The 19,371-nt window shown below is 70.9% G+C and carries 18 protein-coding genes, 1 rRNA gene and 2 pseudogenes; 9 read left to right on the plus strand and 12 right to left on the minus strand.

Annotated elements, in window-relative coordinates; genetic code table 11:
• From ACIP5W_RS34365 to ACIP5W_RS34375, 3 genes and pseudogenes are all read right to left on the minus strand, one after another.
• A 16S ribosomal RNA gene (locus ACIP5W_RS34365) occupies positions 1–287 on the minus strand; the annotation flags it as partial.
• 753 nt (positions 288–1,040) lie between these two features.
• Complete coding sequence (locus ACIP5W_RS34370; protein ID WP_401481769.1) at positions 1,041–1,652, minus strand: DNA-3-methyladenine glycosylase; 612 nt, start codon at positions 1,650–1,652, stop codon at positions 1,041–1,043.
• Positions 1,653–1,666: 14 nt separating this feature from the next.
• Positions 1,667–1,924 (minus strand): annotated as a pseudogene (locus ACIP5W_RS34375) (DNA-3-methyladenine glycosylase); the annotation flags it as partial.
• A 144-nt stretch (positions 1,925–2,068) separates the two neighbouring features.
• On the opposite strand from ACIP5W_RS34375, the gene ACIP5W_RS34380 reads away from it, so the two are divergent.
• The 3 genes from ACIP5W_RS34380 to ACIP5W_RS34390 all read left to right on the plus strand — a co-directional run bounded on the left by ACIP5W_RS34380 (position 2,069) and on the right by ACIP5W_RS34390 (position 4,153).
• Positions 2,069–2,851, plus strand: a complete 783-nt coding sequence (locus tag ACIP5W_RS34380) for a sporulation protein (RefSeq protein ID WP_401481771.1) — start codon at positions 2,069–2,071, stop codon at positions 2,849–2,851.
• 43 nt (positions 2,852–2,894) lie between these two features.
• On the plus strand, positions 2,895–3,434 hold the full coding sequence (locus ACIP5W_RS34385; RefSeq protein ID WP_401481773.1) for a YbhB/YbcL family Raf kinase inhibitor-like protein: 540 nt from the start codon (positions 2,895–2,897) through the stop codon (positions 3,432–3,434).
• 212 nt (positions 3,435–3,646) lie between these two features.
• On the plus strand, positions 3,647–4,153 hold the full coding sequence (locus ACIP5W_RS34390) for an HNH endonuclease (RefSeq protein ID WP_401481776.1): 507 nt from the start codon (positions 3,647–3,649) through the stop codon (positions 4,151–4,153).
• Between the two features lie 106 nt (positions 4,154–4,259).
• Here the strand turns inward: ACIP5W_RS34390 and ACIP5W_RS34395 are convergent, their stop codons facing one another.
• The 3 genes from ACIP5W_RS34395 to ACIP5W_RS34405 form a co-directional block, all read right to left on the minus strand.
• Positions 4,260–5,210, minus strand: coding sequence for an SPFH domain-containing protein (locus ACIP5W_RS34395; protein WP_366060556.1), 951 nt, complete (start codon positions 5,208–5,210; stop codon positions 4,260–4,262).
• Positions 5,211–5,350: 140 nt separating this feature from the next.
• Entirely contained in the window at positions 5,351–5,782 is a 432-nt protein-coding gene (locus ACIP5W_RS34400) for an NfeD family protein (protein WP_401481779.1), read from the minus strand.
• Between the two features lie 54 nt (positions 5,783–5,836).
• Complete coding sequence (locus ACIP5W_RS34405) at positions 5,837–6,634, minus strand: ABC transporter ATP-binding protein (protein ID WP_366060554.1); 798 nt, start codon at positions 6,632–6,634, stop codon at positions 5,837–5,839.
• A 155-nt stretch (positions 6,635–6,789) separates the two neighbouring features.
• Here ACIP5W_RS34405 and ACIP5W_RS34410 point away from each other — a divergent pair, with 155 nt between their 5' ends.
• Entirely contained in the window at positions 6,790–7,575 is a 786-nt protein-coding gene (locus ACIP5W_RS34410) for a hypothetical protein (protein ID WP_401481783.1), read from the plus strand.
• 183 nt (positions 7,576–7,758) lie between these two features.
• Here ACIP5W_RS34410 and chpE read toward each other — a convergent pair whose 3' ends face one another.
• From chpE to ACIP5W_RS34425, 3 genes are all read right to left on the minus strand, one after another.
• Positions 7,759–8,004 (minus strand): chaplin ChpE, encoded by a 246-nt coding sequence (gene chpE / locus ACIP5W_RS34415; protein WP_401481786.1) that lies wholly within the window; start codon positions 8,002–8,004, stop codon positions 7,759–7,761.
• A gap of 204 nt (positions 8,005–8,208) precedes the next feature.
• On the minus strand, positions 8,209–8,850 hold the full coding sequence (locus ACIP5W_RS34420; RefSeq protein ID WP_401481788.1) for a response regulator: 642 nt from the start codon (positions 8,848–8,850) through the stop codon (positions 8,209–8,211).
• Positions 8,843–10,012, minus strand: a complete 1,170-nt coding sequence (locus ACIP5W_RS34425) for a GAF domain-containing sensor histidine kinase (RefSeq protein WP_401481791.1) — start codon at positions 10,010–10,012, stop codon at positions 8,843–8,845. The genes ACIP5W_RS34420 and ACIP5W_RS34425 overlap by 8 nt, the downstream gene beginning before the upstream one ends.
• Positions 10,013–10,222: 210 nt before the next feature.
• Here ACIP5W_RS34425 and ACIP5W_RS34430 point away from each other — a divergent pair, with 210 nt between their 5' ends.
• From ACIP5W_RS34430 to ACIP5W_RS34440, 3 genes are all read left to right on the plus strand, one after another.
• Positions 10,223–10,921 carry an SDR family NAD(P)-dependent oxidoreductase gene (locus tag ACIP5W_RS34430; protein ID WP_401481794.1) on the plus strand — a complete coding sequence of 233 codons (699 nt, stop codon included), beginning with the start codon at positions 10,223–10,225 and terminating at the stop codon, positions 10,919–10,921.
• A complete protein-coding gene (locus ACIP5W_RS34435) occupies positions 10,918–12,003 on the plus strand; it encodes an S-adenosylmethionine:tRNA ribosyltransferase-isomerase (RefSeq protein WP_401481797.1) in 1,086 nt (361 codons plus the stop codon). Before ACIP5W_RS34430 ends, ACIP5W_RS34435 begins: the two co-directional genes overlap by 4 nt.
• Positions 12,004–12,306: 303 nt before the next feature.
• A complete protein-coding gene (locus ACIP5W_RS34440) occupies positions 12,307–13,041 on the plus strand; it encodes a transglycosylase SLT domain-containing protein (protein WP_401481800.1) in 735 nt (244 codons plus the stop codon).
• Positions 13,042–13,136: 95 nt separating this feature from the next.
• Here the strand turns inward: ACIP5W_RS34440 and ACIP5W_RS34445 are convergent, their stop codons facing one another.
• Positions 13,137–15,689, minus strand: a complete 2,553-nt coding sequence (locus tag ACIP5W_RS34445; RefSeq protein ID WP_401481803.1) for an FHA domain-containing protein — start codon at positions 15,687–15,689, stop codon at positions 13,137–13,139.
• 245 nt (positions 15,690–15,934) lie between these two features.
• Here ACIP5W_RS34445 and ACIP5W_RS34450 point away from each other — a divergent pair.
• A pseudogene (locus tag ACIP5W_RS34450) lies at positions 15,935–16,933 on the plus strand (streptophobe family protein); the annotation flags it as partial.
• A gap of 61 nt (positions 16,934–16,994) precedes the next feature.
• Here ACIP5W_RS34450 and ACIP5W_RS34455 read toward each other — a convergent pair.
• The gene (locus ACIP5W_RS34455; protein WP_401481806.1) at positions 16,995–17,336 is read right to left on the minus strand and encodes a hypothetical protein; all 342 of its coding nucleotides are present in this window, start codon (positions 17,334–17,336) and stop codon (positions 16,995–16,997) included.
• Between the two features lie 182 nt (positions 17,337–17,518).
• On the opposite strand from ACIP5W_RS34455, the gene serB reads away from it, so the two are divergent.
• Positions 17,519–18,742 carry a phosphoserine phosphatase SerB gene (gene serB / locus ACIP5W_RS34460; protein ID WP_401481809.1) on the plus strand — a complete coding sequence of 408 codons (1,224 nt, stop codon included), beginning with the start codon at positions 17,519–17,521 and terminating at the stop codon, positions 18,740–18,742.
• Positions 18,743–18,804: 62 nt separating this feature from the next.
• On the opposite strand, the gene ACIP5W_RS34465 is transcribed toward serB, so the two are convergent.
• Positions 18,805–19,323, minus strand: a complete 519-nt coding sequence (locus ACIP5W_RS34465) for a SixA phosphatase family protein (RefSeq protein ID WP_401481812.1) — start codon at positions 19,321–19,323, stop codon at positions 18,805–18,807.
• Positions 19,324–19,371: the final 48 nt, after the last annotated feature.

Consider the following 19,371-nt stretch of genomic DNA (forward strand, 5'->3'; position numbering starts at 1 on the left):
GGCCGGCTACCCGTCGTCGCCTTGGTGAGCCATTACCTCACCAACAAGCTGATAGGCCGCGGGCTCATCCTTCACCGCCGGAGCTTTTAACCCCCGCCCATGAGAGCGGGAGTGTTATCCGGTATTAGACCCCGTTTCCAGGGCTTGTCCCAGAGTGAAGGGCAGATTGCCCACGTGTTACTCACCCGTTCGCCACTAATCCCCACCGAAGTGGTTCATCGTTCGACTTGCATGTGTTAAGCACGCCGCCAGCGTTCGTCCTGAGCCAGGATCAAACTCTCCGTGAATGTTTACCCGTGATCGGGTGCACACATCACGAGAGCGGAACGGCCAGGCGGAATAGGCCCGACCGTTCACAGCGTCCTCGCTGTGTATTCTTCAAAGGAACCTCATCCTCGACCATGACGGCCGGGGACGGGGTATCAACATATCTGGCGTTGATTTTTGGCACGCTGTTGAGTTCTCAAGGAACGGACGCTTCCTTCGTACTCACCCGAGAGACTCTCTCAGGCTTTCCTCCGGGCGCTTCCCTTCGGTCTTGCGTTTCCGACTCTATCAGACCGTTTTCCGGTCCGATTTCCTCGGCGCTTTCCAGGCCCCCGCTCTCGCGGCTTCCTTTCCGGCGATTCCGACTCTATCAGATCCTTTCGGGCCCGATTCCCTGTCGGCGGGATTTGCCTTGGGCTTTCGGCTCTCGCCTGTCGGCCTTTCGACATTCACTACGCTAGCCGATTCCCTCGCCAGCTCATAATCGAGCTTCGTCGAGTTCGAATTCAGACATGCAGACACGTCGAATTCGACCCCGCTGAGGGGCGTCGTAGGTAGTGGGTTGGCCGCTTCCGGCTGCTGGCGAATGCCGTACCCGGTTCAAGCGGCTCGGGCTACGTTACGCCGCTGCCCGAGGCGAGTCAACTTCGGCGGCGCCGGGGCACGCGGGCCCGATAACGCGTCACGCGCCGCGCTCGCGAGCGATCACGCGTCTTCGGACCCGACCTTCCGCGCCGGCTCGTCGGCGAGCCGTGAGCGAGGCGCACAGCGGCTCAGGCTCCGGCGGACGGCTTGGCTCTCGGGCTCAGTCGGTACGCCGAGACCGTCGGATCACCGGCAAGGTAGAAGCGGTGCTGCCAGTCGTGGGCTCTGCTCACGCCCACCCGAGGACCGGCCCGGACGAGTGCGGCGGGCACCGGCTCGCCCTCGGACAGCGCGACCGAGGCGCCTGTCAGTAGGTCTGTGCCGTTGTGCTCTGCCGTGATGCCGAGCGCTCGGCAGAAGTTCCCCGGCCCCCGCGCGAGACGCGGACTCTCGGCCGTGCCCCCTCGCCGCTCGCGTGCCAGGTCCTCCCCTTCGACGACCCTGCCTGCCCGGACGAGGACAGCTGAAGCGATGCCATCCGTCCCGGTGACGATGTTGGCGCACCAGTGGAGACCGTGAGACCGGTAGACGTACAGGTGTCCTGCCGGTCCGAACATGACGGCGTTGCGAGGTGTCCTGCCCCGGTAGGCGTGGGAGGCCGGGTCTGCCGCACCGGAGTACGCCTCGGTCTCCGTGATGGTGATGCTCACGGTTCCCTCGGGGGTCTCGTGGGTGAGGACGGCACCGAGCAGCTTGGGGGCGACTTCTTCAGCGGCGTGAGCAAGATCTTCCACGTTCATGCCGACCGCCTTGACATACCGTGGGTGAAGTAGGCGTACCTGTGTCCGGGCGGGCCGGACATCACGCCGTTGCGGGCAGTGCGTCCGCGGAAGGCTTGGGGGCCCGGGTCGTTCGGGCCGTCGTAGGCCTCGCCCTCGGTGAGGCGCAGGGGGACCGGACCGTCCGGGGTGGCGCGCACGACGAGGCGGCCGAGGAGGCCGGGGGCGGCCTCCGGAACGGGGCGCTCGAAGAAGGTCCTGGGCGGGGGCGTACGGTCGGGGGTCGCGATCATGCCCTCCGAGCGTAGTGGAGGCGGTCGGTGCGCCGGGGTGGCCGGTGGGCACCCGGCTTGCCAGGGTGGAGTGCGGAACCGGTTCCGGCCGGATTGCGTTTGTAGGGATCAAGGATCCCGTCGTAGAGGTCTAGAGGGAGAGTCATGGCGTTCAAGAAGCTGCTCGCGAGTCTCGGGGCCGGTGGGGCCTCGGTCGAGACGGTGCTGACCGAGGTCAACGTCGTTCCGGGGGGCGTGGTGCAGGGCGAGGTGCGGATCCAGGGCGGGTCCGTGAACCAGCAGATCGAGGGACTGTCCGTCGGGCTCCAGGCCAAGGTCGAGGTCGAGAGCGGCGACCAGGAGTACAAGCAGGACATCGAGTTCGTGAAGCAGCGGCTCGGAGGCGCCTTCGAGCTCCAGGCGGGCGCGGTGCACGCCGTGCCGTTCGGTCTGGAGATCCCGTGGGAGACGCCCATCACGATGATCGACGGGCAGGCCCTGCGCGGGATGAACATCGGGGTGACGACCGAGCTGGAGATCGCGCGGGCCGTGGACTCCGGTGACCTGGACCCGGTGAACGTGCACCCGCTGCCGGTGCAGAAGGCGATCCTGGACGCCTTCCTCCAGCTGGGCTTCCGCTTCAAGAACGCGGACCTGGAGCGCGGTCACATCCGGGGGACGCGGCAGAAGCTGCCGTTCTACCAGGAGATCGAGTTCTTCCCGCCGGCGCAGTACCGGGGTCTGCACCAGGTCGAGGTGAGCTTCGTCGCCGACGAGCACACGATGGACGTCGTGCTGGAGATGGACAAGAAGCCGGGGCTGTTCAGTGAGGGCAGCGACACCTTCCGTTCCTTCCAGGTGGGGCTGAACGACTACCAGGGGACCGACTGGGCGGCGTACCTCAACCAGTGGCTGTCCGAGGTCGGCAGCAAGCGCAACTGGTTCTAGGCTCGGAACCACTGACTCCAGAACCGATGCAGGAGGTACCGAGGTGACCGAGCTCAAGCGGCGGCCGCTCCCCCACGACTTCCATCCGCCCGTGCCGTCGTTCACGGTGACGAGCGAGGACGTCGAGGAGGGTGCGACCCTCAAGGGCGACCAGGTCCAGGCGGACGGGAACACCTCGCCGCAGCTGCGGTGGGAGGGTTTCCCGCCGGAGACCAAGAGCTTCGCGGTGACCTGTTACGACCCCGACGCACCGACGGGCAGCGGCTTCTGGCACTGGGTCCTGTTCGACATCCCCGCCTCGGTGACCGAGCTTCCGGCGGGGGCCGGCGGCGGCAGGTTCGAGGGCCTGCCCGAGGGCGCCGTCCACGCGCGCAACGACTACGGGACGAAGGACTTCGGCGGGGCCGCCCCACCGCCCGGGGACGGCCCGCACCGGTACGTCTTCACGGTGTACGCGGTGGACCAGGAGAAGCTCGGTCCGGACTCGGACGCCTCTCCCGCCGCCGTCGGCTTCAATCTGCGCTTCCACACGCTCGCGCGAGCCCAGCTGGTCGGGGAGTACGAGAACCCCGCGGCGAGCTGAGCCGCGCCTGCGCCGAGTCATCTCATCGTTCATACGACGTTTGCCCGTCCCCGGTCTTGGAAGTGATCAGGGGCGGGCATTTTGTTGCCGGGGGCGCGGGGGGCATCCCCCGTGGGAGCAGCAGATATTGCGTTGTCCATCTCGGCGTGCCCGGCCAGAGTTGTTCCCAGCCCGCCAGGGGGTGGGCCGGTGCACACGGGAGGTGGGCTGGTATGCGGGACACGCTGGTACTCAACGCGAGCTTCGAGCCGCTGTCGACGGTGACGTTGAACCGAGCCGTCGTTCTGGTGCTTCAGGACAAGGCCGTCGTCGAGCAGGCCCACCCCGAACTGCGGATGCGGGGAGCCGAGGTGGACATACCGGCGCCCCGGATCATCAGGCTGTGCAGGTACGTACGGGTTCCGTTCCGAAGACAAGCTCCGTGGTCGAGGCGGGGTGTGCTGGTCCGGGACCGGCACCGGTGCGCCTACTGCGGTCGCCGGGCGACCACGGTGGACCACGTCGTGCCGCGGGCTCAGGGCGGCCAGGACTCCTGGCTCAACACGGTCGCCTCGTGCGCGGAGGACAACCACCGCAAGGCGGACCGGACTCCGGACCAGGCGGGTATGCCGCTGCTGCGGCAGCCGTTCGAGCCGACCCCGCAGGACGCGATGCTGCTCGCCCTGGGGCAGGAGGACCTGGCAGCGCTGCCGGAGTGGCTGACCGCGGACGCGGCGTAGCCCCGAGGGCGGGCCGTGTGGCGTCCGCCGCCTCGCGGTGGCTGCGACGAACAGTTCCCCGCAGTCCTTGAAGGGCTGCGGGGAACTGTTGGTTTCAGAGGCTGCGTCAGTCGATCGACGGCTTCTCCCGGCGTTCCCTCGGGCTGTCCGAGCCACCGCCGTTGGAGCCCGAACCGCCGCCCATGGGGCCGAAGTTGCCCATGGCGCCGGACAGTCCCTTGAGGGCGTCGCCGATTTCGCTGGGGACGATCCAGAGCTTGTTGGCGTCACCCTCGGCGATCTTCGGAAGCATCTGGAGGTACTGGTAGGAGAGCAGCTTCTGGTCCGCGTCGCCGGCGTGGATCGCCTCGAAGACCGTGCGGACGGCCTGGGCCTCACCCTCGGCGCGCAGGGCGGCGGCCTTGGCCTCACCCTCGGCCTTGAGGATGGCGGACTGCTTCTCGCCTTCCGCCGTGAGGATCGCGGCCTGGCGCGTGCCTTCGGCAGTGAGGATCGCGGCGCGCTTGTCCCGGTCGGCGCGCATCTGCTTCTCCATCGAGTCCTGGATGGAGGTCGGGGGCTCGATCGCCTTCAGTTCCACGCGGTTGACGCGGATGCCCCACTTGCCGGTGGCCTCGTCGAGCACTCCGCGCAGAGCCGCGTTGATCTCCTCGCGGGAGGTCAGGGTGCGCTCCAGGTCCATGCCGCCGATGATGTTGCGCAGGGTGGTGACGGTGAGCTGCTCGATCGCCTGGATGTAGCTGGCGACTTCGTAGGTCGCGGCGCGGGCGTCGGTCACCTGGTAGTAGATGACGGTGTCGATGTTGACGACCAGGTTGTCCTGGGTGATGACCGGCTGCGGCGGGAACGGAACGACCTGTTCACGCAGGTCGATGCGGTTGCGGATGGTGTCGATGAACGGGACGACGATGTTGAGGCCCGCGTTGAGCGTCCGTGTGTAGCGGCCGAACCGCTCCACGATCGCGGCGCTCGCCTGTGGGATGACCTGGATCGTCTTGATCAGGGCGATGAAGACCAACACCACCAGGATGATCAAGACGATGATGACCGGTTCCATCGTGCTCCCCGTACCCTTCTCCGCCTCGGCGCTTTCGGAAGATCTTAGGCTTGTTGAAGATCTTGCTGGTCGAGTGTGACAGACCGTCGTCCGGCTCGTGGGGTGTTCGGTTCACTTACGTGGTGCGGTAGTTGACCGGGTCAGATGACGATCGCCGTGGCCCCCTCGATGTCCACGACGTCGACCTCCTGCCCCACTTCATAGGTGCGGCCGGTGTCGAGAGCGCGCGCCGACCAGATCTCCCCGGCGAGCTTGATGCGTCCGCCCGAGCCGTCGACCCGTTCCAGAACGACGGCCTGCTTGCCCTTCAACGCGTCCACGCCGCTGGCGAATTGGGGTCGCTGGGCGCTGTGCCGGGCCGCGATGGGCCGTACGACGGCGATGAGGGCGACGGAGACGACCACGAAGACGAGCACCTGGGCGACCACGTCGAAGCCGAGCGCGGCCGTGACGGCCGCGGCCACCGCGCCGACCGCGAACATGCCGAACTCCGGCATCGCGGTGACCACCAGAGGGATTCCGAGCGCTGCCGCGCCCACGAGCCACCACACCCACGCGTCGATGTCGTCCACGCGTTCATGGTAGATCCGGCGGGTGTGCGGCCGACAGGGCGCGTACGGGGGCGGTCAGGACAGCGGCAGGCCCTGGGCGGTCCAGCGGTCGCCGACCTGTTCCACGACGAGGGGGAGGCCGAAGCAGAGGGAGAGGTTGCGGGAGGTCAGTTCGAGTTCGACCGGTCCGGCGGCGAGGACCTTGCCCTGACGGATCATGAGGACGTGCGTGAAGCCGGGGGCGATCTCCTCGACGTGGTGCGTGACCATGATCATCGAGGGGGCGATCGGGTCGCGGGCGAGGCGGCCGAGGCGGCGGACGAGGTCCTCGCGGCCGCCGAGGTCGAGGCCGGCGGCCGGCTCGTCCAGCAGCAGCAGTTCGGGGTCGGTCATCAGGGCGCGGGCGATGAGCGTGCGCTTTCGCTCGCCCTCGGAGAGGGTGCCGAACTTCCGGTCCAGGTACTCGGTCATGCCGAGGCGGTCGAGGAAGGCGCGGGCGCGCTGTTCGTCGATCTCCTCGTAGTCCTCCTGCCAGCTGGCCGTCATGCCGTACGCGGCGGTCAGGACGGTCTGCAGGACGGTCTGGCGCTTGGGGAGCTTGTCGGCCATGGCGATGCCGGCCATGCCGATGCGGGGGCGCAGTTCGAAGACGTCGGTGCCGGGCCTGCCGAGGGTCTCGCCGAGGATGGTGGCGGTGCCGCTGCTGGGGTAGAGGTAGCTGGACGCGACGTTCAGCAGGGTCGTCTTGCCGGCTCCGTTGGGGCCGAGGATGACCCAGCGCTCGCCTTCCTTGACCGACCAGGAGACCTGGTCCACCAGAGCCCGGCCCTCGCGGACCACGGATACGTCCTGAAGCTCCAGAACATCGCTCATGAGCGCGTTGTCTCCCCTTGCAGTGTGGCCGGTCTCGGTTGTCGCGTACGCCTGTGGCTCGGACCGCCGCGCGCGGGTGGGCGCGGCCCCTCCAGGAAAATCTACGCCACCGGCCGGGTGGGCCGTTCCATCGGTCCGGTCCTTAGGCTGGGGGCATGCTCTCTGAACCGCGCTCCGGTCGCCTCGCCGCTTGGGGAAATGCGCTTTTGGCCGGACTCGTCTCTCCGGACGACGCCGTACTCGCCGTCGTCGGGGAGGACGCCGTGCACCGGGTGGAAGGGCTGCCCGGCGAGTCCGCGCCCGTCGGGCTCACGCTCGCGCTCGGACGGTTGCGGGCGCTCGGGGTGCGGGGGCTGCGGGTGGCGCTGCCGGCGCCGGGGCATCCGCTGGGGCTGAGCGGGCCGCCGGAGTTCAACGCGCGGGCGCTGGAGGCCGAGGAGGCGGTGGTCTGTCACGGGGCCGCGCTCGGGCTGGTGCCGGAGGTGTACGAGGCCGGGCCGGCGGGCGATGTGCATGTCGAGGTGACGTGGCACTGCCTCCCGGTGCGGGAGGCTCCGCCGGCGGACGTGCCGTCGCTGGGTGAGGCCGAGCGGGAGCTGGCGGAGGCGCTGCGTGACGCCACGGCCGTCCTGGCGCGGTTGGACGTGGCGGGCTCGGGGCCGGTGGCCGAGGCGGCGATCGACGCGTACCGGGCGCGGGCGGAGCGCGGGCGGGAGGTGCTGGCGCCGGGGTACCCGCCGCGCGCGGTGCGGGTGCTGGAGCTGGCGCAGCGGGTGGGGTTGCTGGTGTCGCTCGCCCGTGAGAACGGGCACGGGGGTGCGGTGAGCGCTTCGGAGATGGGGGCTCGGGTGGCCGCGTTGCAGCCGGTGGAGCGGACGGCGCGGCGGGCGCAGGTGGCTGCGTACAACGCGTATGTGGAGGAGCGCGAGCGGGAGCGGTGACGTGCTGCGCGGCGCGGGACGGACGACCGGCGCCCGCGTCGGTGACCGGCGGCACCCGTCGGGGCGGGCGGAGGCGGAAGGCGTCGGTCGCGGTACCGGCGGCGGTGGGGGCGGAGCGGCCTCCCCCGGAATGGGGCCGGGAGAGGCCGGGAGGCACTCGGCGGTTCCTCGGGGGCAGGTGCCTCAGTGGTTGAGGCCCAGGTTGCCGAAGGCGGGGTTGAGCACGCCGATGACGTTGACGCTGTTGCCGACCGCGTTGACCGGGATGTGGACCGGGGCCTGGACGACGTTGCCCGAGGCGACGCCCGGCGAGTGCGCGGCCACGGCGTCGGCCGACGCGCCGCCGGCGGCCGACGCCATTCCGGCGCCCGCGGCCACGAGCCCACCGGCGACCATCGTCACGGCCGCTGCCTTCTTCAGGTTCTTCACTTCTGACCCCTCCTGGTGAGGGCCGCGGCGATCACCGCGGCACGCACTGGAGAACGTCGGAGGCCGGCGGAGGATGCGCCGTCCGGGTGACATTCCCCCGACGGTATGAATCTCGTACCGGAGGAGACGGGTCCGGAGACGCGTCCGGAGGGCGCCCCGCCGTGCCGCCGGTCGTACGCCGCCGGTCGTGCGCCGGGGCGTGTGTCAGCCCGCCACGCCGTGGCGCACGGCCCACAGGGCGGCCTGGGTGCGGTCGGCGAGATCGAGCTTCATCAGGATGTTCGAGACGTGGGTCTTGACGGTCTTCTCGGACAGCACGAGGGCTCGGGCGATCTCCCGGTTGGAGCGGCCGTCGGCTATCAGACCGAGGACCTCACGCTCCCGCTCGGTGAGCGAACCACCCCTGCCCTGAACGGAGTTGGACTCCTCCTGGGAGAGCAGGGCGTCGGCGACCTCGGGCTGGAGCAGGATGTGTCCGGCGTGGACCGAGCGGATGGCGCCGGCCAGTGCGTCGGGGTCCACGTCCTTGTAGACGTACCCGGCGGCGCCCGCGCGCAGGGCGGGAACCACCGTGCGCTGCTCGGTGAAGCTGGTGACGACGAGGACGCGCGCGGGGTTGGCCAGTTCACGGAGTCTGCGGAGGGCCTCCACGCCGTCCGTGCCCGGCATCTTGACGTCCATCAGGACGACGTCGGGCCTGAGCTCCTCGGCGCGGGCGACTCCCTCGGCACCGTCGGACGCCTCCCCGACGACCTCGATGTCGTCCTGGACCTCCAGGAAGGTGCGCAGGCCCCGGCGGACGACCTGGTGGTCGTCGACGAGCAGCACCTTGATTGCGTCAGCCACCGGGAGCCTCCATCTCGATCGTGGTGCCCCTGCCGGGCGCCGATTGCACCGTCAGGCTGCCGCCGACCCCGCCGGCCCGGTCCCGCATGGAGACCAGACCGAGGTGGCGGCCGGCCCTGCGGACCGTCGTGGGGTCGAATCCGCTGCCGTCGTCCACGACGCGCAGGACGGTGTCCGGGCCGCGCTTGTGGAGGGTCACCTCGACGTGCTCGGCTCCGGAGTGGCGCAGCGCGTTGTGCAGGGCCTCCTGGGCGACGCGCAGGAAGGCCTCCTCCTGGGCGGCGGGCAGGGCCCGGACGCCGTGGCCGGTGAAGGTCACGCGCGCGGTGTGGGCGCGGTCCAGGACCTGGATCTGGGTGCGGAGGGTGGCCACCAGGCCGTCCTCGTCGAGGGCGGCGGGACGCAACTCGACGACGGCGGCGCGCAGTTCGTCGGTGGCCTCGGCGGCGAGGGCGGCGACCTGCTGGAGTTCGCCCTTGGCGCGGGCGGGGTCTCGGTCGACGAGGGTGGCGGCGGCCTGGGCGGTCAGGCGCAGGGAGAAGAGCTTCTGGCTCACCGCGTCGTGCAGTTCGTGGGCGAGCCGGGAGCGCTCCTCGGCGATGGTGAGTTCGCGGCTGCGCTCGTACAGGCGGGCGTTGGTGAGGGCGATCGCGGCGTGCTGGGCGAGGATCGCGAGCAGTTCCTCGTCGTCCTCGGTGAAGCCGCAGCCGCCCGTGGGCTCGGAGCGCGGCGGGTTCACCCCGTCGGTGCACAGCTTGTTGGCGAGGAAGAGGGCGCCGATGACCTCGTCGCCGTCGCGGATGGGCAGGCCCAGGAAGTCGGACATCTCCGGGTGGGCGGACGGCCAGCCCTCGAAGCGCGGATCCTTGCGCACGTCGGCGAGGCGCTCGGCCTTGGCCTCGTGCAGCATCGCCGCCAGGATGCCGTGCTGCCGGGGCAGCGGGCCGATGGCCTTCCACCGTTCCTCGTCGACCCCGTCGACGACGAACTGGGCGAAGCCCCCGTGGTCGTCGGGCACGCCGAGCGCGGCGTACTGGGCGTCGAGCAGCTCGCGCGCCGAGGCGACGATCGTCTTGAGGACGTCGCGCACCTCGAGGTGCCTGCTCATGGCCAGCAGCGCGGAACTGACCGCGGCGAGGCCGGACCGGGGGCCTTGGCTCATGCCCTCACGGTACCGGCGGGGTGTGACGGCGGGATCGGGCCCGTGACGCAGCGGGGTGGGCCGCAAGGCCTAGGTCCGAGGTCCCCGGTGCCGGGGGCGTACGTCGAAGGGCCCCGGTGGGCCCCGTCCGGCGTCCGAGGCGGCCGGAGGGGGCGCGTTCCTACGGTGAGGGCACCGCCGAGTGGCGGGTCGACGAAGGGGACGGTTGTCATGCCGGTTGCGATCATCACGGGCGCCTCGAAGGGACTGGGCCGGGCGCTCGCCGAGGCCCTGGCCGCCCGGGGCTGGGATCTGGTGCTGGACGCCAGGACGGCCGGGGTGCTGAAGGAGACGGCCGCCGCGGTCGCGGAGCACGGGACCGGGGTGGAGGCGCTCGCCGGGGACGTGACCGATGCCGCGCACCGGACCGCGCTGGTGGCGGCCGCCCGGCGGCTCGGTGGGTGCCGGCTGCTGGTGAACAACGCGAGCGCGCTGGGCGCCGAGCCGCTGGTACGGCTGGCGGAGCTGCCCCTGGAGGGGCTGCGGCGGGCCCTGGAGGTGAACGTGGTGGCCGCGCTGGGGCTGGTCCAGGAGGCGCTGCCGCTGCTCCGCGCGGTGCCGGACGGCGCGGTGATCACGGTCAGTTCGGACGCGGCGGCCGAGGCCTACGCGACGTGGGGCGGGTACGGGGCGTCGAAGGCGGCCCTCGACCGGCTCGCGGCGGTGCTCGGCGAGGAGGAGCCGGAGCTGCGGGTGTGGGCGGTGGACCCCGGGGACATGGCGACGGACCTGTACGCGGCGGCCGTACCGGAGGACGACGGGGTGCGGCCGGAGCCGGGCGGTGTGGTGCCGGCCTTCCTGCGGTTGCTGGACGAGCGGCCGCCGAGCGGGCGCTACGGGGCACCGTCCCTGCTGGAGGGACGGCGATGACGCTCGCCCTTCAGGTGCCCGAGGAGTTGTCGGCGCGGGTTCCGGCCGAGCAGCGCGGGCCCGGCCGCGACCGGGACTCCGTACGGCTGCTGGTGTCGCGGGGGAGCGAGCCGGCTCATCACGTGTTCCGGGAGCTGCCGGGTCTGCTGCGGGCCGGGGACCTGCTCGTGGTGAACACCTCGCCGACGCTGGCCGCCGCCGTGGACGGGCGGATCGGGCACGCGCGCGTGGTGGTGCACTTCTCCACGCGCGGGGACGACGGACGGTGGGCGGTCGAGCTGCGGGAGCCCGACGGGCGGGGCACCACGCGCCCGCGTGCGGGAGGGCCGGCCGGGACGGAGGTGCGCCTGCCCTCGGGGACGCGGCTGGTGCTGGAGGAGGCGCTGGGCGGGCCCGGGGGGCGGTTGTGGTGGGCGCGGGTGACGGCGGGGGCGGTGCCGGGGCTGCTGCGGGAGCACGGGCGGCCCATCCGGTACTCCTACACGGAACGGGATCAGCCGCTGTCGGCGTACCAGACGGTGTTCGCGCTGCCGTCGGCCGACGGGGCGGGCAGCGCGGAGATGCCGAGTGCGGCGCGGCCTTTCACGGCACGGCTGGTGACGGAGCTGGTCAGCCGGGGGGTGCAGTTCGCACCGGTCACGCTGCACACCGGGGTGGCGTCGGCGGAGGCGCACGAGCCGCCGTATCCGGAGCGGTTCGCGGTGCCCGCGGGGTCGGCCCGGCTGATCAACGCGGCGAGGGCGGGAGCCGGCCGGGTCGTCGCGGTGGGGACGACCGCCGTCCGGGCGGTGGAGTCGGCGGTGGGGGCCGACGGGGCGGTACGCGCGCGTGCGGGGTGGACGGACCTCGTCGTCACCCCCGAGCGCGGGGTGCGGGTGGTGGACGGGCTGCTGACCGGGCTGCACGAGCCGGAGGCTTCGCATCTGCTCATGCTGGAGGCGGTGGCCGGGCGGGCGGCGATCGACCGGGGTTACGAGGAGGCGCTGCGGGGTTCCTACCTGTGGCACGAGTTCGGGGACCTGCACCTTCTCCTGCCGGCGGAAGCCGCTCACGCAGAGCACCGCGCCGGCGACGGCCGGTGATGAAACCTCGTCCTCCCTGTGAGCCCGCGCATAGGGCGCACATCACGTACTAAGGGTGATAGAAGCCAAAAGGGTCCTTTTGAACGGGGCAGGCAGCCTGGTCTGTCCCGTTTTGCCCCTCCCTGATCCACTAGCGGGGATAGTACGTCACACCTTTGCCTGGGCATTTTGCGGCCGCTAACAATGGCTCCCGTCGCTCAGCGCCGCGGTTTGCGATCCGCGGCGCTCGTGCCGAAAAGCACCCGCTGTCCGTCGTCGGACGAAGTGAGCGACCTCCGCGCTATTCGAAGAGGTCCTTCCGCCATGCCCAAGAACACTCGCAAGATCGCGCTCGCCGGTGTCGCCACGCTCGGCGCCGCCGCCGTCGCTTTCACCGTGGTTCCGGCCGACGGTCAGACGACCACGACGGACGCCCTTCCCTCGTCCCGCGTGGCCTACAGCTCCGAGCAGGTGCGCGACGTCAAGGCCGGCGTGACCGACCAGCTGGCCGGCGCCAGCCTGAAGATCGAGGCCATCGAGGCCAGGAAGAAGGCCGCCGCCGACGCGGTGGCCGCGAAGAAGGCCGCCATCACCGCCGCGGCGCAGAAGAAGGCGGCCGCCGCTGCCGCCGCGAAGAAGGCCGCCGCGAAGAAGGCCGCCGCCGCGCGCGAGGCCAAGGCCGCCGCGAGCCGGTCCGCCCAGCGTCCCGTGGTCGAGCAGGTCGCCGTCAAGAACCACCCGAACAACCTCGACGGCTGGATCCGCGAGGCGCTCGGCATCATGAAGAAGAAGGGCATCCCGGGCTCCTACCACGGGCTGCACAAGAACATCATGCGCGAGTCCTCGGGCAACCCGAAGGCCATCAACGACTGGGACATCAACGCCATCAACGGCATCCCGTCGAAGGGTCTGCTCCAGGTGATCCCGCCGACCTTCAAGGCGTACCACGTCCCGGGCACGTCCTGGAACATCTACGACCCGGTCGCCAACATCACCGCCGCCGCCAACTACGCGGCCGACCGGTACGGCACGATCGACAACGTCAACAGCGCGTACTGAGCCTCCCGGCTCCCGCCGGGACCCCCGCACGCGCCGAAGGGCGGCACCCTCCCTGACCGGGGCGCCGCCCTTCGGCGTCGTACGACGGCCCGCGCCTACTTGCGCATGACCTCGGGCTCGTGGCGGCGCAGGAAGCGGGCCACGAAGAAGCCGCAGACCACGCCCAGGACGATCAGGGCGAACATGTCCATGCCCCAGGTACCGACCGTGTGCTCCCACAGCGGGTCGTTGTCGGCACCCTTCTCGGGCGGGCTGATCCTGTTGAAGTCCAGCGTGGCACCCGCGGCGGCGACCGCCCAGCGCGACGGCATCAGGTACGAGAGCTGGTTGGCGCCGATCGAGCCGTTCAGGGCGAACAGGCAGCCCGTGAACACGACCTGGACGATGGCGAACATGACCAGCAGCGGCATGGTCTTCTCGGCCGTCTTCACCAGCGAGGAGATGACCAGGCCGAACATCATCGAGGTGAAGCCCAGCCCCATGATCGGCAGGGAGAGCTCCAGCAGCGGGGCACCGCCGAAGACCAGTCCCTCCTCGGGGATCTCCCGGCCGGCGAAGCCGATGACGCCGACCAGCAGGCCCTGGAGCACGGTGATCAGGCCGAGCACGAACACCTTGGACATCAGGTACGCCGAACGGGACAGGCCGGTGGCGCGCTCCCGCTCGTAGATCACCCGTTCCTTGATCAGCTCACGGACGGAGTTGGCCGCGCCCGAGAAACAGGCGCCGACCGCGAGGAGCAGCAGGACGGTGCTGGCCGTGCCGTTGGGGACGATCCGGCCGGTCTGCGGGTTGACGCCGTTGGGCAGCAGACCTCTGTCCGGGTTGATGAGCAGGCTCACCGCGCCGATCACGGCCGGCAGGATCACCATCAGGCCCAGGAAGCCCTTGTCGGAGACGATCACCGCCGCATAGCGGCGCACCAGGGTGAAGAACTGGGACATCCAGCCCTGCGGCTTCGGCGGTCTCATCGCCTGCATCGGCGTCACCGACACGGACTGCGGTGCGATGGCGTCGATGTCCGCGGCGTACACCTGGTAGTGCTGCGAGCCCTTCCAGCGGCCCGCCCAGTCGTAGTCGCGGTAGTTCTCGAAGGCGGAGAAGACGTCGGCCCAGCTGTCGTAGCCGAAGAAGTTCAGCGCCTCCTCGGGCGGACCGAAGTAGGCGACGCTGCCGCCGGGCGCCATCACGAGCAGCTTGTCGCAGATGGCGAGTTCGGCCACCGAGTGCGTGACCACGAGGACCGTGCGGCCGTCGTCGGCGAGACCGCGCAGCAGCTGCATGACGTCGCGGTCCATGCCCGGGTCGAGGCCCGAGGTCGGCTCGTCGAGGAAGATCAGCGACGGCTTGGTCAGCAGCTCCAGGGCCACCGACACGCGCTTGCGCTGGCCGCCGGAGAGGGAGGTGACCTTCTTCTCCTTGTGGACGTCCAGCTTCAGCTCGCGCAGCACCTCGTCGATGCGGGACTCGCGTTCGGCGGCCGTGGTGTCGGCCGGGAAGCGGAGCTTGGCCGCGTACTTGAGGGCCTTCTTGACGGTCAGTTCCTTGTGCAGGATGTCGTCCTGCGGGACCAGACCGATGCGCTGGCGCAGCTCGGCGAACTGCTTGTAGAGGTTGCGGTTGTCGTAGAGGACGTCGCCCTCGTTGGCGGGCCGGTAGCCGGTGAGGGCCTTGAGCAGGGTGGACTTGCCGGAGCCGGACGGGCCGATGACCGCGATCAGCGACTTCTCCGGAACGCCGAAGGAGACGTCCTTCAGGATCTGCTTGCCGCCGTCGACCGTCACGGTGAGGTGGCGTGCGGAGAAGGAGACCTCACCGGTGTCGACGAACTCCTCGAGCCGGTCGCCGACGATCCGGAACGTCGAGTGGCCGACGCCCACGACGTCGGTGGGGCCGAGCAGTTGCGAGCCGCCCTTGGCGATCGGCTGGCCGTTGACGTACGTGCCGTTGTGCGAGCCGAGGTCGCGGATCTCCATGCGCCCGTCGGGCGTCGAGTGGAACTCGGCGTGGTTGCGCGAGACCTGGAGGTCGGACACGACCAGGTCGTTCTCCAGGGCACGGCCGATGCGCATGACGCGGCCGAGGGAGAACTGGTGGAACGTGGTCGGGCTGCGGTCGCCGTGGACCGGCGGCGCCCCCGCGCCGACGCCGGGGCCCTGCTGGGGCACGACGGGCCCGCCGGTCTTCCGCGGCGGCTCCCATCCGGGCTGCGGCGCCTGCTGCTGCGGCACCTGCGCCGGCATCTGCTGCGCCGGCATCTGCTGCGGGGGCGGAGCCGGCTGGGCCCAGCCGGGGTTCGCGGCCTGCGCGGCGTACGGCTGCTGCGGCTGCGCGACCGCCGCCTGCGCGGCGGAGAGGTTCAGGCGCGGTCCGTCCGTGGCGTTGCCCAGGTGGACCGCCGAGCCGGGCCCGATGTCCACCTGCTGGACGCGCCGGCCCTGTACGAACGTCCCGTTGGTGCTGCCGTGGTCCTCCAGTGTCCAGGTGCGGCCGTTGAAGCTGACCGTGGCGTGACGCCACGAGACCCTGGCGTCGTCGAGGACGACGTCCCCCTGCGGATCCCGTCCGAGGGTGTATGACCTGGACGGATCGAGCGTCCAGGTGCGTCCGTTCAATTCCAGTACGAGTTCCGGCACTCCATGCCCCACTGAGTAGTCCCCCGAGTTACCCCCCGTCGCAGGGAGTCTAGGGATGTCGAACATCGTCGGGAACTATTTCAGGCGGGGGCCCCTGACCGAAAGCCGGGCCTTGCGAAGGGGGCGCGCGGGCGTACGCGGTCTCGTCGTCCGTTTCCGTTGCCGGGGTGGAAACCCGGCCGGAGAGTGACAAACGCACGCGAGGGGGACGTAAGCGGTGGTCCTCACCGTTCCGCACCGCGGATCGGGGGGTCTGCATGGGTACCGGCACGAGCGTCGGGCACGGCGGGAGCGCGGCGTACGACGAGGGGGTGCCGTGGCTGGACGTGCTGCTGTCCGCGGTCGCCGCGGTGAGCTGGGCGTTGATCGGGATGGCGGGGACGGCGGCGCTCGGCCTGCATCTGCTGGGGGCGGACGCCGCGGGTTCGCCGGCCCCGATGACGGCGGCGGTCGTGGCACTGGGCGCCGGCGGTTCCGTGACGCCGTCGGGCGATGTGTCCACGTTCGGCCTGACGGGCGCGGAGGCGAACACCGCCATCGAGATCGCGCCACTGGGCGTGAGCCTGGTCGGGGCGGTGCTCCTGTCCTGGTCCTTCCTACGGTCCCTGCGCACGGCCGCAGTCGTGGTCGCACCGGCCGCAGTCGTGGTCGCACCGGCCGAACTCCTGGCGCGCGCGGGCACGGTGGTCGCGCTGTTCGTCGCCGCGCTGGGCGGGCCGGCCCGGGCCGGGCACGACGTCATCACCGTCGACGGCGGAGCGCTGGGGCTGGACGACCTGCCCGGCGGCGGAGGTGGCGTCGAGGTCCCCGGGCTGGGCGGTCCCGGGGACCTCGGCGGGCTGCTGCCCGACCGGCTGGGGGATCTCGTCGACGCGCGGGCCGCGGCCGGCTTCACCGTCGACACGTCCGCGACGCTGCTCGGCGGACTGCTGTGGTCGGCCGCGGTGCTGCTGATCGCCCTGCCGGCCGCACGCCGTACGCCGCTGCCGCCCGGCTGGGACGTCGTGCACCGGATGGTGCGGCCCGCGGTGTCCGCCCTCGTCACGGTGGTGCTGGTCGCGGTGACCGCCGGGTTCGCGGCGGCGGCGTACGCGGCGGCCGGTGACGACCACCCGAAGCGGATCGCGGGTGCGGCGCTGCTCGGGGCGCCAAACGGGGTGTGGTTCGGGGTGGACGTCGGTCTGTTCGTGCCGTGGGACGGCCGGGCGAGCGGGGTTCTGACGCGTGTGCTGCCCGATCCGCTCGACGACTTGCTGGGCACCGCCGCCGCCCCCGCCGCCGCCCCGCCACCGGACCGGCCGGGCGAGGGCCGGTGAGTCATGCCCCGGGGAGGTCGACGCAGAAGAGGACGGTCAGTGCGACGGCCACGGCGACCGGCCCCAGCAGCGCAAACCGGGCAGAGCCGGCGAGACGCTCGACGCCGGGCGCGAAGTACAGGGGCGTCAGTACGGCCACGCCGATGCCGATCTGAAGCAGGGTGACCTTCACCCACGGCACCATCCATGTCGGCGGCTGTCCCCAGGCGACGGAGAAGACGGGCAGGAAAACGACGGGGCCCCACACGATCAGCGCCGTGAAGCCCCAGAAGAGTACGGCGAGGGCGCGGCAGAGAGGCGAGTCGCCGATGTCGCGGGGCACGACGTTCCGTTTGACGTTCACGGAGACAGCCTGCGGACGGTGACCGGTCGGCGGCCTGAGTGCCGGTACTCATCCGGGGACCCGCCGGCTGCTCGGCGCCGTTCCTCCAGGTGATCGCCACGCGAACGACACCCACTGTTCGGTGTCCGCCAGACGGACCTGGGGGGCGGAAGGCACGGGGTGCCGGATACGGTGGAGACACCATGAGCGCTTCGCAGACCTCGCCGACCTGGTCCTCCGACGTCCCCACCCTCCTTGTCAAGATCTTCGGCAAGGACAGGCCGGGCATCACGGCCGGCCTCTTCGACACCCTTGCCGCCTACTCCGTCGACGTGGTCGACATCGAGCAGGTCGTCACCCGTGGCCGCATGGTGCTGTGCGCGCTCGTGACCGAGCCGCCGCACGGGCTGGAGGGTGATCTGCGGTCGACCGTCCACAGCTGGGCGGAATCGATGAAGATGCAGGCGGAGATCATCTCCGGCCTCGGCGACAACCGGCCGCGCGGCCTCGGACGGTCGCTGGTCACCGTGCTCGGGCATCCGCTCACCGCGCAGGCCACGGCCTCCGTCGCCGCCAGGATCACCAAGGTCGGCGGCAACATCGACCGTATCTTCCGGCTGGCCAAGTACCCGGTCACCGCCGTCGAGTTCGCCGTCTCCGGGGTGGAGACCGAACCGCTGCGCACCGCGCTGGTCACCGACGCGGCGGCACTCGGTGTCGACGTCGCCGTCGTGGCCGCGGGTCTGCACCGGCGCGCCCAGCGGCTGGTCGTCATGGACGTCGACTCCACGCTGATCCAGGACGAGGTGATCGAACTCTTCGCGGCGCACGCCGGCTGTGAGGACGAGGTCGCCGGGGTGACGGCGGCGGCGATGCGGGGCGAGCTGGACTTCGAGCAGTCGCTGCACGCACGGGTGGCGCTGCTGGAGGGGCTGGACGCCTCGGTCGTGGAGAAGGTGCGCGCCGAGGTGCGGCTGACGCCGGGCGCGCGCACGCTGATCCGGACCCTGAAGCGGCTGGGCTACCAGGTGGGGGTCGTCTCCGGCGGCTTCACCCAGGTCACCGACGACCTCAAGGAACGGCTGGGCCTGGACTTCGCTCAGGCCAACACCCTGGAGATCGTCGACGGGAAGCTGACCGGCCGGGTCACCGGGGAGATAGTGGACCGCGCGGGCAAGGCGCGGCTGCTGCGCCGGTTCGCCGCGGAGGCGGGCGTACCGCTGTCGCAGACGGTGGCGATCGGTGACGGCGCCAACGATCTGGACATGCTGAACGCGGCCGGTCTCGGGGTCGCCTTCAATGCCAAGCCCGTGGTGCGGGAGGCCGCGCACACGGCGGTGAACGTGCCGTTCCTGGACACCGTCCTGTATCTGCTGGGCGTCACCCGGGAAGAGGTCGAGGCGGCGGACACGCACGACGAGGGGTAGCGGCCGGGGAGCCGGCCGCGGGGCCCGGCGTTTGGCCGGGCCTCACGTGTGCCGTGCCGGTGTCACTCGGACGGCGCCCAGTAGTCGACGAGTGTGGCCGTGCCCGGCTCCAGGGACTTCCAGGAGCCTTCGAAGGTCACGACGGCGAAGGCGGCGGCGGGGAAGCCGCGGCGGGTCATGCGCTCGCGTGCGTCGCCCTCGGCGGCGCCGGAGATGATGTCCGCGAGTCCCTGGATGCCCGGGTTGTGGCCGACCAGGAGGGCGTTGTGCACGTCGTCCGGGGTTTCGTTGAGCAGGGCGATCAGCTCGCCCGGGGAGGCATCGTAGATCCGCTCCTCGTAGACCGTCCTGGGCCGGTGGGGGAACTCGTGCACGGCGAGTTTCCACGTCTCGCGGGTGCGGGTCGCGGTGGAGCACAGGGCCAGGTCGACGGGGATGCCGGTATCGGCCAGCCTGCGTCCGGCGACGGCCGCGTCCAGGCGGCCCCGCTCAGCGAGCGGTCGCTCGTGGTCGGTCACCTGTGGCCAGTCGGCTTTCGCATGCCGGAAGAGGACGATCCTGCGGGGTTCTGCGACGCTCATGACTCCCAGCTTCGCATGAAACAGGCCACGGGGCGCAGGGAGTTGACA

Source organism: Streptomyces sp. NPDC088766 (assembly GCF_044750845.1).
Classification (GTDB): Bacteria; Actinomycetota; Actinomycetes; order Streptomycetales; family Streptomycetaceae; genus Streptomyces.

Coding starts and splice junctions, on each gene's coding strand:
- ACIP5W_RS34370 (WP_401481769.1), bottom strand. CDS start 1,652: ATGAACGTGGAAGATCTTGCTCACGCCGCTGAAGAAGTCGCCCCCAAG.
- ACIP5W_RS34380 (WP_401481771.1), top strand. CDS start 2,069: ATGGCGTTCAAGAAGCTGCTCGCGAGTCTCGGGGCCGGTGGGGCCTCG.
- ACIP5W_RS34390 (WP_401481776.1), top strand. CDS start 3,647: ATGCGGGACACGCTGGTACTCAACGCGAGCTTCGAGCCGCTGTCGACG.
- ACIP5W_RS34395 (WP_366060556.1), bottom strand. CDS start 5,210: ATGGAACCGGTCATCATCGTCTTGATCATCCTGGTGGTGTTGGTCTTC.
- ACIP5W_RS34405 (WP_366060554.1), bottom strand. CDS start 6,634: ATGAGCGATGTTCTGGAGCTTCAGGACGTATCCGTGGTCCGCGAGGGC.
- ACIP5W_RS34410 (WP_401481783.1), top strand. CDS start 6,790: ATGCTCTCTGAACCGCGCTCCGGTCGCCTCGCCGCTTGGGGAAATGCG.
- ACIP5W_RS34425 (WP_401481791.1), bottom strand. CDS start 10,012: ATGAGCCAAGGCCCCCGGTCCGGCCTCGCCGCGGTCAGTTCCGCGCTG.
- ACIP5W_RS34430 (WP_401481794.1), top strand. CDS start 10,223: ATGCCGGTTGCGATCATCACGGGCGCCTCGAAGGGACTGGGCCGGGCG.
- ACIP5W_RS34435 (WP_401481797.1), top strand. CDS start 10,918: ATGACGCTCGCCCTTCAGGTGCCCGAGGAGTTGTCGGCGCGGGTTCCG.
- ACIP5W_RS34440 (WP_401481800.1), top strand. CDS start 12,307: ATGCCCAAGAACACTCGCAAGATCGCGCTCGCCGGTGTCGCCACGCTC.
- serB (WP_401481809.1), top strand. CDS start 17,519: ATGAGCGCTTCGCAGACCTCGCCGACCTGGTCCTCCGACGTCCCCACC.
- ACIP5W_RS34465 (WP_401481812.1), bottom strand. CDS start 19,323: ATGAGCGTCGCAGAACCCCGCAGGATCGTCCTCTTCCGGCATGCGAAA.